This is a genomic window from Neobacillus terrae (assembly GCF_011393025.1).
Lineage (GTDB): Bacteria > Bacillota > Bacilli > Bacillales > Cytobacillaceae > Neobacillus_A > Neobacillus_A terrae.
Genome location: NZ_JAAOEO010000003.1, coordinates 213,363 through 227,728 on the forward strand (window position 1 = coordinate 213,363; position 14,366 = coordinate 227,728).

Annotated in this window: 15 protein-coding genes; 1 reads left to right on the forward strand and 14 read right to left on the reverse strand. The window is 41.5% G+C overall.

The window, feature by feature from the left end:
* Positions 1-933 precede the first annotated feature (933 nt).
* From G8761_RS05650 to spoIIR, 5 genes are all read right to left on the reverse strand, one after another.
* Complete coding sequence (locus G8761_RS05650) at positions 934-1,080, reverse strand: hypothetical protein (RefSeq protein WP_166024516.1); 147 nt, start codon at positions 1,078-1,080, stop codon at positions 934-936.
* A gap of 42 nt (positions 1,081-1,122) precedes the next feature.
* Positions 1,123-2,166: an L-threonylcarbamoyladenylate synthase gene (locus G8761_RS05655; RefSeq protein WP_166024518.1), complete on the reverse strand. Its 1,044-nt coding sequence runs from the start codon at positions 2,164-2,166 to the stop codon at positions 1,123-1,125.
* A 174-nt stretch (positions 2,167-2,340) separates the two neighbouring features.
* Positions 2,341-2,787, reverse strand: a complete 447-nt coding sequence (locus G8761_RS05660; protein WP_166024520.1) for a GNAT family N-acetyltransferase — start codon at positions 2,785-2,787, stop codon at positions 2,341-2,343.
* A gap of 168 nt (positions 2,788-2,955) precedes the next feature.
* Positions 2,956-3,405, reverse strand: coding sequence for a KGG domain-containing protein (locus tag G8761_RS05665; protein WP_166024522.1), 450 nt, complete (start codon positions 3,403-3,405; stop codon positions 2,956-2,958).
* Positions 3,406-3,620: 215 nt separating this feature from the next.
* Positions 3,621-4,547: a stage II sporulation protein R gene (gene spoIIR, locus G8761_RS05670; RefSeq protein WP_166024524.1), complete on the reverse strand. Its 927-nt coding sequence runs from the start codon at positions 4,545-4,547 to the stop codon at positions 3,621-3,623.
* 128 nt (positions 4,548-4,675) lie between these two features.
* Between spoIIR and G8761_RS05675 the strand changes: the two genes are divergently transcribed.
* Positions 4,676-5,917 carry a TolB family protein gene (locus G8761_RS05675; protein ID WP_166024526.1) on the forward strand — a complete coding sequence of 414 codons (1,242 nt, stop codon included), beginning with the start codon at positions 4,676-4,678 and terminating at the stop codon, positions 5,915-5,917.
* 60 nt (positions 5,918-5,977) lie between these two features.
* Here the strand turns inward: G8761_RS05675 and prmC are convergent, their stop codons facing one another.
* From prmC to G8761_RS05715, 9 genes are all read right to left on the reverse strand, one after another.
* Positions 5,978-6,841 carry a peptide chain release factor N(5)-glutamine methyltransferase gene (gene prmC / locus G8761_RS05680; protein WP_166024528.1) on the reverse strand — a complete coding sequence of 288 codons (864 nt, stop codon included), beginning with the start codon at positions 6,839-6,841 and terminating at the stop codon, positions 5,978-5,980.
* Positions 6,834-7,907, reverse strand: a complete 1,074-nt coding sequence (gene prfA, locus G8761_RS05685; RefSeq protein WP_166024529.1) for a peptide chain release factor 1 — start codon at positions 7,905-7,907, stop codon at positions 6,834-6,836. Before prfA ends, prmC begins: the two co-directional genes overlap by 8 nt.
* 117 nt (positions 7,908-8,024) lie before the next feature.
* Entirely contained in the window at positions 8,025-8,465 is a 441-nt protein-coding gene (locus G8761_RS05690; RefSeq protein ID WP_166024531.1) for a lipoprotein, read from the reverse strand.
* A gap of 79 nt (positions 8,466-8,544) precedes the next feature.
* A complete protein-coding gene (locus G8761_RS26805; RefSeq protein ID WP_207789105.1) occupies positions 8,545-8,724 on the reverse strand; it encodes a hypothetical protein in 180 nt (59 codons plus the stop codon).
* A 206-nt stretch (positions 8,725-8,930) separates the two neighbouring features.
* Positions 8,931-9,545, reverse strand: a complete 615-nt coding sequence (locus G8761_RS05695; RefSeq protein WP_166024533.1) for a thymidine kinase — start codon at positions 9,543-9,545, stop codon at positions 8,931-8,933.
* Positions 9,546-9,706: 161 nt separating this feature from the next.
* Complete coding sequence (gene rpmE, locus G8761_RS05700; protein WP_166024535.1) at positions 9,707-9,925, reverse strand: 50S ribosomal protein L31; 219 nt, start codon at positions 9,923-9,925, stop codon at positions 9,707-9,709.
* A 165-nt stretch (positions 9,926-10,090) separates the two neighbouring features.
* Positions 10,091-11,374, reverse strand: a complete 1,284-nt coding sequence (gene rho / locus G8761_RS05705; RefSeq protein WP_166024537.1) for a transcription termination factor Rho — start codon at positions 11,372-11,374, stop codon at positions 10,091-10,093.
* A gap of 450 nt (positions 11,375-11,824) precedes the next feature.
* Positions 11,825-12,787: a class II fructose-bisphosphatase gene (gene glpX, locus G8761_RS05710; protein ID WP_166024540.1), complete on the reverse strand. Its 963-nt coding sequence runs from the start codon at positions 12,785-12,787 to the stop codon at positions 11,825-11,827.
* A 104-nt stretch (positions 12,788-12,891) separates the two neighbouring features.
* Complete coding sequence (locus G8761_RS05715; protein WP_166024542.1) at positions 12,892-14,178, reverse strand: UDP-N-acetylglucosamine 1-carboxyvinyltransferase; 1,287 nt, start codon at positions 14,176-14,178, stop codon at positions 12,892-12,894.
* Between the last annotated feature and the right edge of the window lie 188 nt (positions 14,179-14,366).

Below are 14,366 nucleotides of genomic sequence, written 5' to 3' on the forward strand. Positions count from 1 at the left end.
GAATCCTTAACTTGATTGCTATGTCCCCGAAAATGATTGATTAATCGTTCAAATGGTCGATTAAGCCTGGGAAATGATTGATTAGCCCCAACTAAGTAAAGGTTTTTCTATAAAAAAGGTAACTTACGAGGAAATAGATTCAATTACCAGAGCCAGGCCTCGCCTGGCTTTTCAATAGCCAAAATCACGGTTCCAGAAAGATAATTTGCCGTAAATGATTGATTAAATCCTTAACTTGATCGATATGTCCCCCAAAATGATTGATTAATTGTCCGATATGATCGATTACTCCTAATAAATGATTGATTAGGCCCAAACCCGTAAAGGTTTTTCTATATCAATTACCAGAGCCAGGCTACTGCCTGGCTTTTCAATTAGATTAAATCAGGGTTCCAGATAGATGAATGATCGATTGAATCCTTAACTTGATTGATATGTCTCCGAAAATGATTGATTAATTGTCCGAAATGATCGATTAATCCTGAGAAATGATTGATTGGCCCCAACTCAGTAAAGGTTTTTCTATAAAAAAGGTAACTTACGAGGAAATATATTCAATTACCAGAGCCAGGCCTCGCCTGGCTTTTCAATAGCCAAAATCATGGTTCCAGAAAGATAATTTTCCGTAAATGATTGATAGTATCCTTAACTTGATTGATATGTCCCCGAAAATGATTGATTAATTGTTCAAAATGATTGATTTCCCACAAGACATGATTGATTGGCCCCAACTCAATAGGGGTTTTCTATAAAAAAGGTAACTTACGAGGAAAAAAATTCAATTACCATGGCCAGGCCCCTTGCCTGGCCTTTTAAATAGCCAAAATCATGGTTCCAGAAAGATAAATACAGTAAATGATTGATTGTATCCTTAACTTGATTGATATGTCCCCCAAAATGATTGATTAATTGTCCGAAATGATCGATTACTCCTTAGAAATGATTGATAGGGCTCAACACCGTAAAGGTTTTTCTATAATGATGATCCTTCTCATGATTGATATGTCCCCCATAATGATTGATTAATTGCCCAAAATGATCGATTACCCCTAAGAAATGATTGATTAAGATCTTTTCCAAAAGAAAGAACCACCCTCCTATTGTGGAGGTGTGGCCCACCCGTTATTCTGATATGATTTTATTTCCGGCTGCCTTGAGGAGGCGGTTCATGATTGCCTGGCCGACCCCTTCAACAGGAAAAACTTCACTGAAAATAATGTCCATGTGTTCATCGTTAAATGAACGTAGAGTATCGTAAAGCGCACTGGCTACTGTCGGAAGAGATTCTCTTTTTCCACAGGCAAGGACGATATCTGCCTGGTAGTCCTCCTGCCGTTCTTCAGTAGTTAAAACCCCTACACGGAGGCCTTTTTTCCTTTTTTCATCAACGAGTTCCTGAAGAAATTTCTGGCTTCCTTTAACCAAATACATCGGGGCGTCAGGCGCGTAATGCTTGTATTTCATGCCCGGCGCTTTCGGCTTCTCCGCTTCATTTAAAAGTGCTGGATCTGTAACTACCTCTCCAATAACCTTTTCAAGCTGCTCCTTTGTAACCCCGCCTGGGCGCAAAATAACTGGAACTTGTTCTGTGCAATCGACTACCGTGGATTCCACTCCCACACCAGTCGGGCCGCCATCGATTATTCCCGCAATTTTTCCTTCCAGGTCATCCTTTACGTGTTTAGCTGTGGTAGGGCTGGGTTTGCCAGAGCTGTTTGCACTTGGTGCTGCAATTGGAAGGCCGCATTTTTTTAAAATGGCCAGCGCTACAGGGTGATCCGGCATTCTGACTGCAATTGTGTCCAGACCTGCTGTTGCCTTTTCAGACAGAACGCCTGGCTTCTTTTTAAAAATAATCGTTAACGGACCTGGCCAAAATTTATCCATTAATATAGATGCTTTTTCAGGAATCTCCTCCACAAAACCATTTAACTGCGATTTATCTGCTATATGAATAATGAGAGGATTGTCTGAAGGCCTGCCTTTAGCACTAAATATTTTTTGCACAGCATCATCATTTTCAGCGTTTCCTCCGAGTCCATAAACCGTTTCAGTCGGGATGGCAACCACTTCATTTTCCGCTAACAATGAGGCCGCTTTTTCAACCTGTGGATTGTCCATTAGATTATCCACAGACTTATCCACTGACAAAAGAATTGTTTTCATCTAAAGTCCACCTTTTTTCCAAACGTAAATTATATTTTCAACCCTTATAGTCGGGCATTTTTTTAATAAGTACGCTTGAAAGTATAAAAGATGGTGATGGTAAATACAAGTTTTATCCACAAAATGTGGATAAAGTGTTCAGAACAGTGGATAACTTTGTGGATATATCCACAATTAAAAAGAAAATTTTAAAAATATTGAGTTATCCACATTTAAAATGTGTTTAATATGTGGAGAGTGAACTAATTCTTCTGGAAGGTTCTCTCTTTCCGTTTCCCGGAATCCTAGTACATGAAAAAAGTCCAATGCTCCCTTCTTATTCGTGGCAAGGAACAGGTTAAATACCCTTCTTTTTTTTGCAAGAAGCATCATTTCTTTAAAAAGAAAGATAAGGTCCTTCTCGCCCATATCCGGTGTAATCACTAACGACCGTAACAATCCTGATTCCCCAAAAGACTCAAGACCCATCATTCCTTTAATTTCACCCATGCTATTTTCCATTAACAGAAAGTAGGGCAGTTTCTCTGTTGAAATCCCTTCCGTTCCCAAACCAGCTGTTTCCAAAAAGTCTACTATTCTATTAAAGTCCACTTTCTCCGCACAACGAATAACCGCCTGCATTTTTTTCACCCCGATTTTAGTTTTCTACTTCCATTGATATGCACTTTTGATAGAAGTAGAACCAGGAAAACCGGAAGAAGGAACCATTCATTTCTGAAATATAAAAAGCCAGAGCAACGATTCGCTACTCTGGCTTTGGAAGATCTTTCTATTATTCAAGTGACTATTTTAGTCTTTTTTTCTATTTCTGGCTTCTCCGCCTTTTTCACCGATTTCCTCATAGAAATCATCGCCATGCTTATCACGTGTTGCCTCGCCGCCCTTACGGCCGATTTCCTGATAGAATTCCTTGTCGTGGTTCTCAGCAGTGGATTCTCCACCTTTACGGCCGATTTCCTGATAGAAATCCTTATCATGGTTTTCAGCGGTGGCTTCTCCGCCTTTCCGGCCAATCTCCTGATAGAATTCCTTGTCATGGGTCTCAGCTGTCGTTTCTCCGCCTTTACGGCCAATTTCCTGATAGAAATCCTTGTCATGTTTCTCAGCAGTAGATTCTCCGCCTTTCCGGCCGATTTCCTGATAGAATTCACGATCATGATTGCGGCTCGTTGCTTCGCCGCCCTTACGTCCTCTTTCCTCACGAGACATCTTATCGTTGTTATTATCCTTTTTAGCCATTTAAGATCCACTCCTTTAGAAGATTTTTGACGTTACACCCTTTATATATCCCGCTTCTCATAAAAAAAACCCTTGTAAGGGATTTGTAATGGACTTGTCCCTCAGCTGTAAAATAAATGGTAGACACTTCTCATCTTTTAATTTATTTTTAATAAAAAAAGGGTACTTTGGCTCTTTATTGACAGAAAAAGAGAGCTGGCAATCCGCCAACTCTCTTAATTAAATATTCTCTCCCATAGTTCTACTACAAAAAATTTCACTTCGACCGGTTTTTCATCATCGGCTGTATAGACGGAAGCCTTCTTTACCTCATGCAGTTCTTCCTGTTCTGATTTGTCATGTTTTACCTCTTCCACATTAGCATTTGGTTCTATTGCTTTTTCAGTTGCTGCTTCTTCCTTTTGCTCTATTTTTACCGGCTCGGCCTTTACTATTGTTTTTGATTCCTCTTTTTCTTTGTTAACAGATTGTTGGATTTCTGTTTTAACTGTTTCTTCCTTTACCTCGGCTTCGTGTTTTAGCTCTTCATTTAATTCAGTTCCTGTATTTGATTCTTCTTTTACTTCTTTTGTATCTTCGTTTACTTTTGCTTCTTTATCATTGTCGGACTTTTTATCTGAAAATCCTGCACTGACTGCTGTTCCGCTTGAAAAATCAAGGAAGCATAGCGGCGGGTACAGTACGCACCACCAGTTTGCTCCTTTACCTTCGCCAAGTGTTATCAAAATGGCTTCATATTCTCCTGCTGGATATAAAAACTCACCGTAAAGCTTCGTTGGAAATTGAACCTTTCCAAAATTCACTTTTACCTTTTGATCTGATTTCTGTTCTTCCACAACATTCTCAGCGATCTTCTGGATTTCTGGAAGTTTAGAACGAATCAGTGTTCTTGCCTCATCTATTGATGTAAGGTCCTTCACCCAAAGGGTAATATTTTCATTTACTTTATCTCTCACCAGGTGTTTTAAAGCCTGGTCAGATTCCATATCACTATTAGCCAGAATTCTAAGCCTGATCGCTTCACCAGGTATTACAATTTCTTCCTTTGCTTGTACTGCTTCATTTTTCGGTATATATAAACTCAATATAGTTCCAATTGATAAAATTAATAAATATGCCCAAACCATTGTTCTGCTTCTCATCTCTCGCACCGTCCCTTCACTAACCCATTGTGGACAAAATGCCAGATTCTTAAACTATGAAAATAAGAAAAATGAATTTGGATTTATAAAATTTCTTTTAAAAGAAAATAATATAGCGAGGTGATTTAATGAGGAAATCGTTTATTATCATTTTTAGTCTTATTTTGATTTTTCCCATTACCAGCCATGCTGAACAAAGGAGTCCTTCCATAAAAGTTGCTTTTGTAAGGGATGGCTACTTATGGATTAAAGCAGACAATAAAGAGATAAAACTATCGAAAAAAAAATCCAAATACCCTATTCCACCTCAATGGTCTCGTGATGGAAAAATGCTCCTTTATCAAAAAGAAACCAAGGGGTTGGATGCTGTACCGCAATATGAGTTATGGGTTTATGATTTTAAAACTAATAAGCATCAAAAAGTTTTTTATAATGCCCAAAATCCAAAGTGGTCCCCAAAGGAAAATATCATAGCGTTCCAAAGCGATGGTGTTTTAAATGTTTCTGACTTAAAAACATTCTATAATATTGCCTTGGGTGTGAGTGACTATGAATGGCAGCCCGATGGAAAAGGCTTTATCGCCTCATCGAGCGCCTCCCTCACCCCTCTTGGCTGGACGAATCCAGTTCTATATACCATCTCCATTGCTGAAGGATATAAGAATATCACCAGTTTATCAAAAAATGTGAAAGAGTTTTTTACCATTCCAAAGGAAATAACAAAAGGAAAAGTAACCATCCTGGCAATTAATGCAGATTCATTTGCTTATTCACCAGATCATAAGTGGATTTCCTTTATAGTATCCCCTACCGCGTCCTGGTCCATGGACAGCAACATGCTTTGCGTCATCTCGGCCAATGGAAAAGAATTTCAGCCATTGGATGAAATCATTTTACATTTAGACAGACCACAATGGGCTGATAATAGGAACCTTTTAGGATATATTGCTGGAGGAGGAAGGATCGTATTTGGTTTTAAAAATAAAAAGATGAAGGTGACTGAGCTGCCCGCATATCAAACCTCGACTCTCACTCCAACCAAGTTTGCTGAATTGGGTTTTACCTGGGTTAACGACTCACAGGTCATTGTCTCACGGGTAAAAGAGAGCGAGTGGTCAAACGATCCTGCCAAACGCCCGGAACCTTCCTTATATGCTTTGGATCTCTCGGGACTAAATCAAATAAAAATCACATCTCCTCCAAAGGGAAAAGGTGATTATCAGCCGCAATACCTTCCAGTTGCGAATAAGATAACATGGATTAGAAAAAGTGATTTAACTACCAATGGAGATCTATTGATTGCAAACCCAAATGGACACGGGGTCAAATTGTGGGTCAAAAATATAGGGCCCTATTCCATTTTTCGTTGATTTTTATAGTTTGGAATTTCCCCTAATGCGAAAAAGCCCCGATATTCCCGGGGCTTTAAATTAAAATCCTATTTCAGCAAACACCATTCGATCTTTGCCATTAATATCATATAGAATGTCGACATTCGCTGATGGGAATGTTTTTTCAAGCAGTTCTTTAACCGCAGTCCCCTGTCCGGCACCTATTTCAAAACCGACTATAGCCGGGGACTTTAATACCAGCGGAAGTTCTTTCATGAACCTTCTGTAAAAATCAAGCCCGTCCTCCCCGGCAAATAATGCACGGTGCGGTTCATGTTCTGTAACGACCTCAGACATGCCCGCCATATCACTGACAGGGATATAAGGAGGATTTGATAAGATTAAATCAAAGGAAATGCCTTCCTCAATAAAAGGAATAAGCAAATCTCCCTGGACAAATTTCACGTCAGCTCCAAGCCGTTCCGCATTATTTTTGGCCACTCTCAAGGAATCATCTGCAATATCTGAGGCAGAGACGTCCAGCTCAGTGCATTCCAGCTTCATGGTTATGGCAATCGCACCGCTCCCCGTACCGACATCCACCATTCGCTTGCCGGTGCCGTGTCCAAGTCTAGCTGTAACCCTCCGTAAAGCTTCCTGGACAAGTTCCTCCGTTTCAGGCCGTGGTATGAGTACTGCCTCGCTGACCTTGAAAGAACGCCCGTAAAAATCTTCCTCACCAATAATATATTGGACTGGCATTCCATTTGCATGTTCTATTACTGCCAACTCAAACTTTTCATAGATATCAGCTGAAAGTTCTGTGCGCAGCTCGGCAAAAAGCCGGGACCTTGTCATACCCGATAAGTGCCTCAGCAGCAATTCTCCCGCATTCTCATCGCGATTGGCACTATTTAAAAAAGAAGAAGCCCATTTGAGGGCTTCAAACACTTTCTTAGACATTCGATGCATCCTCAAGACGCTGAGATTGGTCAGCAACAATTAGAGCATCAACAACTTCATCAAGCTTTCCTTCAAGGATCTGGTCAAGCTTTTGGATGGTTAACCCGATGCGGTGGTCGGTCACACGATTTTGCGGGAAGTTGTAAGTACGAATCCGCTCAGAGCGGTCCCCTGTTCCTACAGCTGATTTACGAACCTGATCATATTCCGCTTGAGCTTCCTGCAAAAACTTGTCATAGACACGTGCACGCAATACCTTCATGGCCTTATCCTTGTTTTTATGCTGAGATTTTTCATCCTGACAGGAAACGACGATACCGGTAGGAATATGAGTTAAACGAACAGCTGACATGGTTGTATTAACACTTTGTCCGCCAGCTCCACTTGATGCAAAGGCATCAAATCTAATATCTTTATCATGGATTTCAACTTCTACTTCCTCTGCTTCCGGCAGGCATGCTACTGTAGCTGTCGAAGTATGGATTCGTCCGCCTGATTCCGTTTCAGGCACACGCTGAACACGATGGGCTCCGTTTTCAAATTTAAGCTTTGAATAGGCTCCCTGCCCATTGATCATAAAAATAATCTCTTTAAATCCGCCAAGACCAGTTGGGTTAGCGTCAATAACCTCTGTTTTCCAGCCTTGAGCTTCAGCAAAACGGCTGTACATCCGGTAAAGATCTCCGGCAAAAAGGGCCGCTTCGTCACCGCCAGCTGCTCCTCTGATTTCAAATATAACGTTTTTATCATCATTAGGGTCTTTAGGGATAAGAAGAATTTTCAAACGGCTTTCCAATTCCTCAATTTGTCCTTCTAATTCATTGACCTCTTCTTTTACCATTTCGCGCATTTCAGCATCAAGCTTATCCTCTAGCATAGCCTTTGCTTCCTGATATTGTTGTTTCGCTTCTTTATATTCGCGATAAGCCATTACAGTGTCTTGTATATTAGATTGTTCCTTTGAATATTCACGAAGTTTCTTGGAATCATTTATTATTTCTGGATCGCTCAAAAGCTCATTCAGCCTTTCATAACGATCTTCAACTGCTTGAAGACGATCGAACACAGTTACTCACCTCAGTTTTTAGTCCATACCACTTTAATTATAGTATAGGGGATAAGAAGCGTCAAAACCAATTAAAGGAGAAGAAAATAAAAAAACATGCCCTGTAATAGGAGCATGTTATCTTCTGTCTTCCCGAACCCTAACTTCTATATTATATCGGGGTAAAGCTCTAGTCAGCTTTCGATGAATCCGTGCTTCTGCATCTATTCTTTCCTGATCAGTGAGAATTCCCTTTTTATAAACTGTTACCCACATTCTGTCTCCGTTTATCCAGACAGAACCGGGCTTGAATTCTTTGGTTGCGGCGACTGTTTGCCTGGCCTTATCTACATCAGGTCCACCGTTGGGGCTAACTTCACTTCTTTCTGTTGTACCCTCCAGGTTGAGGAAATTGGGATTCTGGTCGCCCATTCGCTGCCTGCCGTCATTCCGATTGGACATAAATTGAGGATTAGTTTTATCCTTCCTTAAATCATAGCCTGCTTTGTCATTAGCATTATTATTACAGCCAGCTAAATAAAGAACGGCGATTAAGATTAAGATTATTAATTTTTTCATCTGTACCACCTCTAATACTATCGTTCCCCTATTTTATAAAGGTGTCTCAGAAAAATTCTTCCACTTTATTTCCGCATTTCTAAGAAAAAAAGTCGCAAGCGCCCTGGTTAGATGATGAAAGGCTAAAATCGCCACGTCCAGTGGCAACGCCTTCCTGACCCACATCCTCGAAAAAGCAAATGCTTTTTCTTCGTGCGATGCTTAAGCTCCCGAAGTTTCCCTTGTCCTGTGGGCCTCCAACAGGCATAAGACGAATCACGTAGTCATCCTCGGAAAAGCTAAAGCTTTTCCTTCGTGCGATGGGGATGCTTTCGAAGCGTTCCTTGTCCTGATTTCTGAAGTGATTTGGCTTATGACCCCGAGGGTCTGGGCGCTGGAGCTAGACAATTTAAAAGGTAAAACTTTATGCTTTTTTATCCAGTAAAAAAACCGCAGCTCTTCCGCTGCGGTTTTAGATAAATATTATTATTTATTAAGGACCTCTGCTTTAAGCCCATGGCTTGATGTTTTAGGTACTTCATGGTGATGGCGGCAGCGTGGCTCATAAGCTTCTGCTGCTCCAACCAGGATTACAGGGTCATGGTAGGAAGCTGGGCTTCCGTTAATCAGACGCTGCGTTCTGCTTGCAGGTGAACCACAAACAGAGCATACAGCCTGCAGCTTTGTTACCAATTCAGCAACAGCCATAAGCGCAGGCATTTTTCCAAAAGGCTCTCCCCGGAAATCCTGGTCAAGACCTGCACAAATGACGCGGTAGCCGCTGTCAGCAAGCTGCTGGACTATACGTACAATTTCATCATCGAAAAATTGAACCTCATCAATTGCAATTAAATCCACTTCAGCATCGATATGAACCAGAATCTCTGTAGAGTGGGCAATAGGCCTGGCAATAAAAGAAGAGCCATTATGGGAAACAACTGATTCCTCACTATAGCGATTATCAATTTTCGGTTTAAAAACAGCAATTTTTTGTTTGGCAAATTGTGCACGTCGAACCCTGCGGATTAATTCCTCCGATTTACCTGAAAACATGCTGCCGCAAATAACCTCAATCCATCCGCTTTGTTTCATCACATACATAAAACAGGCCTCTCCTTCCTTGCTAACACCACTTATGTTCTATTTTTGACAAAAAAAATATATGTAATCTTTAATATTTATCCAAGACGATTATGCTGCAAACTCTTTAAAAGTAAAAAACAGGCAAGCGATGAAGATTCTTGCCTGTTTTGAGCCAGCTATTATTGTTGTTCTTGTTGTGACTTAAGGCCGTATTTCTTGTTGAAGCGGTCAACACGTCCGCCAGCTTCAGCAAATTTTTGACGACCAGTATAGAATGGGTGACACTCGGAACAAGTTTCTACACGAATCTCGTTTTTAACGGATCCAGTTTCAAAAGTGTTACCGCAAGCGCAAGTCACCGTTACTGTTTTATAATTTGGATGAATACCTGTTTTCATTCTTTTCATCTCCTTCTGCCCTGAGTCATTCTGAAACAGAGTTATAAATTAATGCTTGTCTTTTCAACAACCATTAATATGCTAAAAACACACTATGATCATTATAGCAAGTGATTCTAGTTTTTGCAACAAGCCACTAAGTATAAAAGTCCTGGAATTTATTTACTATTGCTGTTGACGGGCTGTAGAACGGCTGCCCTTCATTTCCTCGCCAAGAATAGCAAAAAACTCCTCATTTGATTTTGTCTGCCTTAATTTTTTTAGGAAGCGCTCAGCAAAATCCGGGCTGTCAGACATTGACTTACGGATTGCCCACAGTTTGTCCAGATGGTCCTTAGGAATAAGCAGCTCCTCTTTACGTGTACCAGAGCGGCGGATATCAAGCGCCGGGAAGATTCTGCGTTCAGCAAGAGAGCGGTCAAGGTGAAGTTCCATGTTTCCTGTCCCTTTAAATTCCTCATAAATAACATCATCCATCCTGGATCCAGTATCTACAAGAGCTGTTGCCAGGATTGTCAGACTGCCGCCTTCTTCAATATTTCTCGCCGCACCAAAGAAACGCTTTGGACGGTGAAAGGCTGCAGGATCTATACCCCCTGAAAGAGTCCTTCCGCTCGGAGGAATAACCAGGTTATAAGCACGTGCAAGACGAGTGATACTGTCCATTAATATAACAACATCGCGTTTATGTTCAACCAGACGCATCGCACGGTCAAGAACAAGCTCCGCTACTTTAATATGGTTTTCAGGAACCTCATCAAACGTCGAGCTGACAACATCTCCGGCGACGGAACGTTCAATATCCGTAACCTCCTCCGGCCTTTCATCGATCAGCAGCACAATAAGCTCTGCTTCAGGATGGTTGGTGGTAATGCTGTTGGCAATTTCCTTAAGCAGCATGGTTTTACCTGCTTTTGGCGGAGCCACAATAAGACCCCTCTGTCCGAAACCAACCGGAGCAACAACGTCCATAATTCTTGTTGATAAATGCTTAGGTGTTGTTTCAAGCTTCATTTGCCTGTTTGGATATAAAGCTGTTAACGCAGGGAAATGAACCCGTTCCTTTGCAGACTCAGGATCGTCACCGTTTACAGCTTCGACCTGCAGCAGACCATAATAACGTTCGTTTTCCTTAGGAGGGCGTACCTTCCCTGAAACTTTGTCCCCATTCCTTAGGTCAAAGCGGCGAATCTGGGAGGCAGAAATATAAATATCCTCCGAGCTTGGTGAATAATTAATTGGGCGAAGGAAGCCAAAGCCTTCCGACTGGATAATTTCCAGCACGCCTTCCATGAAAAAATAGCCCTGTTGTTCGGCACGGCTTTTTAAGATAGCAAAAATTAATTCCTTTTTCGTTAATTTGCTGTAGTAAGAAACCTTGTACTCACGAGCAAGCTCGTACAGTTCCTTCAGCTTCATATTTTCAAGACTTGATATTGTAATATCCATTTGTACACCACTCTTTAAAATTTTGTTCCGTTTCCCCGACAACAGACAGAATAACCCCTCTTGGGAATGAACTGTTATTGACTTCAAGAATGAAAGTTAAGCTTCTTTTTAGAAAAGTAAACGTTGGAGGATTGGGAAAGTCTGATTTACGATTGTTTTGAAGTATAAAGAAGAAAAGGATTATGAAGTATAAAACAATTTCTATTTTACCCTTTTTATTAAAAAATAATCAACTAATATTTATTAATGGATGAAAACAAGGATGCGAAACTAGTGTTAAAAAGGAAAACAAGCCCTTTCCCCCAAATCAGTCAAGGCCCAGGGAAAAAGGGTTTGTTTAATTTTAGACTTTGTTAAACTTGACTGTTAATTTTCGCTCACGGCGCTCGCTTTCCGCTCCAATCAACATAGTCAAAAATCAACAATATGCTTTAACACGCCTAATTTTAATTATTTAATCACAAGGTTCGGTTTCTTTTTCAAGCTATGCTGTCCATCAATAAAACGGACTGTTCCCGATTTCGCTCTCATAACAATTGAATGGGTTGAACCATAGGAGCCTTTGAATTGCACACCTTTTAACAGTTCTCCGTCCGTTACACCTGTAGCGGCAAAGATGGCGTCATCCCCACGCACCAGGTCTTCCATCCGGAGCACTTTGTTTACGTCCAGACCCATTTTAATGCAGCGTTCGATTTCGGCATCATTTTGAGGAATAAGTTTTCCTAAAATTTCACCGCCCAGACATTTCAGTGCAACGGCAGCCAATACGCCTTCCGGGGCACCGCCAGATCCAAATAAAATATCTACGCCAGTTTGATCAAAAGCAGTATTAATTGCTCCGGCTACATCACCGTCATTAATCAGTTTAATTCTAGCTCCTGCTTCGCGAAGCTGGGCAATGATATGCTCATGGCGGGAACGATTTAAAACGGTTGCCACTACATCTTCAATATCCTTGTTTTTTGCTTTGGCTACCGCTTTTAAATTATCCAATACAGATGCATTAATATCGACTTGGCCTACTGCTTCAGGTCCAACCGCAATCTTTTCCATATACATATCAGGTGCATGCAGAAGGTTTCCATTATCCGCAACAGCCAGAACAGCCAGCGCGTTCCATCCGCCCGATGCAACGATATTGGTTCCTTCCAGAGGATCAACGGCTACATCCAGACGGGGGCCATACCCTGTTCCTAGCTTTTCCCCGATATAAAGCATTGGGGCCTCATCCATTTCACCTTCACCGATCACAACAGTACCCTTCATTGGGATCGTATCAAATACATCCCGCATAGCTGATGTAGCTGCATCGTCTGCTTCATCCTTTTTACCACGGCCCATCCAGCGGGCAGATTTAAGCGCCGCAGCCTCTGTTACGCGGACAAGCTCCATCGTTAAACTTCTCTCCATTACCTTCGTCCCCCATTTCTCCTCTGTTACAGTTCCTCTTTTTATATAAACAGTTATGCAATAACCATAAATCCACTCTTCTTAATGTCGGGAGCGTGCTTTTCTTATGTGTTTTTCATTTGTTCTACTTCTTCTTTTGTAAGAGCTTCGCGCCAGATGGTGGCTCCCAGGCCATTTAATTTTTCTACAATATTGCTGTAGCCCCTGTCGATATGTTCGACGCCGGTTACCTCAGTAATGCCCTCAGCCATTAGGCCGGCAATCACTAATGCAGCCCCTGCTCTAAGGTCACTTGCCTTCACCTTTGCGCCTTGAAGCTGTACAGGTCCATTAATAATGGCCGATCGTCCCTCAACTTTTATATTAGCATTCATTCTTCTTAATTCATCAATATGTTTAAAACGGGCACTATAAATAGTGTCTGTTACCATGCTCGATCCAGATGCCTTGTTCAGCAAAGCGGTAAACGGCTGCTGAAGATCAGTAGGAAATCCCGGATATACAAGTGTTTTAATATCAACAGGCTTTAGATTTTGTGCTCCACCAATAAAGACCTGGTCATCCCCGGTCTCAACCTGGACTCCCATTTCACGCATTTTTGCAATAAGGGACTCCAAGTGGTGAGGAATCACATTATCAATTAATACACCTTGACCAACAGCCGCTCCCAAAATCATGTAGGTTCCAGCTTCAATCCGGTCAGGAATGATGGTATGCTGGCAGCCGTGCAAGCTCTCAACTCCATCAATTCTGATTACATCAGTGCCGGCACCTTTTATTTTTGCACCCATGTTTGTCAAAAGCGTTGCAACATCAATAATCTCTGGCTCTTTCGCTGCATTTTCAATAATAGTCCGTCCTTTTGCCCGAACCGCAGCGAGCATGATATTTATAGTTGCTCCAACACTTACAACATCCAGATAAATTCTTGCTCCGCGAAGTTCATCCGCACGGAGATAAATTGCTCCCTGCTCATTCGTAATGCTAGCACCGAGAGCCTCAAAACCTTTAATATGCTGATCGATTGGTCTTGGTCCAAGGTGGCATCCGCCTGGCAAACCGATAACGGCTTTTTTAAAACGTCCGAGCATAGCACCCATTAAATAATAAGAAGCACGAAGTTTTTTTACTTTACCATTAGGAAGAGGCATAGAAATCATTGCCGACGGGTCTACCGTCATATCATTTTCAGATAAGCGGACCGTACCTCCAATTTCCTCCAGTAAGTCCTTCAAAATTTCAACGTCCGAGATATCCGGCAATCCTTCTATCGTTACTGGCGAATCTGCCAATATTGTCGCGGGTATTAGCGCCACCGCACTATTTTTCGCTCCGCTGATTCTAACAGTTCCTTTAAGAGGATAACCGCCTGCAATTTTAAGCTTTTCCATTTCCGACTCCCTTCTATGCCATTTGCCATCGTATTCCCAAACCTTTCCAAACGAGACAGCGCTTACTTGCTTCGTTCTAAAGGAAGGACTACGCCTGCTACTCAAATAAATGGCCATACCATATTTTGGTAATACAGAATCCCAAAATTCGACAGTATCTATTTAAGTAGTTTACACGAAAAAACAAA

What these genes read in the sequence shown, in the direction of transcription:
- G8761_RS05665 (WP_166024522.1), bottom strand. Translation starts at nt 3,405, where the DNA reads ATGGCTAAAAAGGATAATAACAACGATAAGATGTCTCGTGAGGAAAGA.
- G8761_RS05675 (WP_166024526.1), top strand. Translation starts at nt 4,676, where the DNA reads ATGAGGAAATCGTTTATTATCATTTTTAGTCTTATTTTGATTTTTCCC.
- prmC (WP_166024528.1), bottom strand. Translation starts at nt 6,841, where the DNA reads ATGTCTAAGAAAGTGTTTGAAGCCCTCAAATGGGCTTCTTCTTTTTTA.
- G8761_RS05655 (WP_166024518.1), bottom strand. Translation starts at nt 2,166, where the DNA reads ATGAAAACAATTCTTTTGTCAGTGGATAAGTCTGTGGATAATCTAATG.
- G8761_RS05660 (WP_166024520.1), bottom strand. Translation starts at nt 2,787, where the DNA reads ATGCAGGCGGTTATTCGTTGTGCGGAGAAAGTGGACTTTAATAGAATA.
- G8761_RS05715 (WP_166024542.1), bottom strand. Translation starts at nt 14,178, where the DNA reads ATGGAAAAGCTTAAAATTGCAGGCGGTTATCCTCTTAAAGGAACTGTT.
- G8761_RS05690 (WP_166024531.1), bottom strand. Translation starts at nt 8,465, where the DNA reads ATGAAAAAATTAATAATCTTAATCTTAATCGCCGTTCTTTATTTAGCT.
- rho (WP_166024537.1), bottom strand. Translation starts at nt 11,374, where the DNA reads ATGGATATTACAATATCAAGTCTTGAAAATATGAAGCTGAAGGAACTG.
- spoIIR (WP_166024524.1), bottom strand. Translation starts at nt 4,547, where the DNA reads ATGAGAAGCAGAACAATGGTTTGGGCATATTTATTAATTTTATCAATT.
- glpX (WP_166024540.1), bottom strand. Translation starts at nt 12,787, where the DNA reads ATGGAGAGAAGTTTAACGATGGAGCTTGTCCGCGTAACAGAGGCTGCG.
- rpmE (WP_166024535.1), bottom strand. Translation starts at nt 9,925, where the DNA reads ATGAAAACAGGTATTCATCCAAATTATAAAACAGTAACGGTGACTTGC.
- G8761_RS05695 (WP_166024533.1), bottom strand. Translation starts at nt 9,545, where the DNA reads ATGTATGTGATGAAACAAAGCGGATGGATTGAGGTTATTTGCGGCAGC.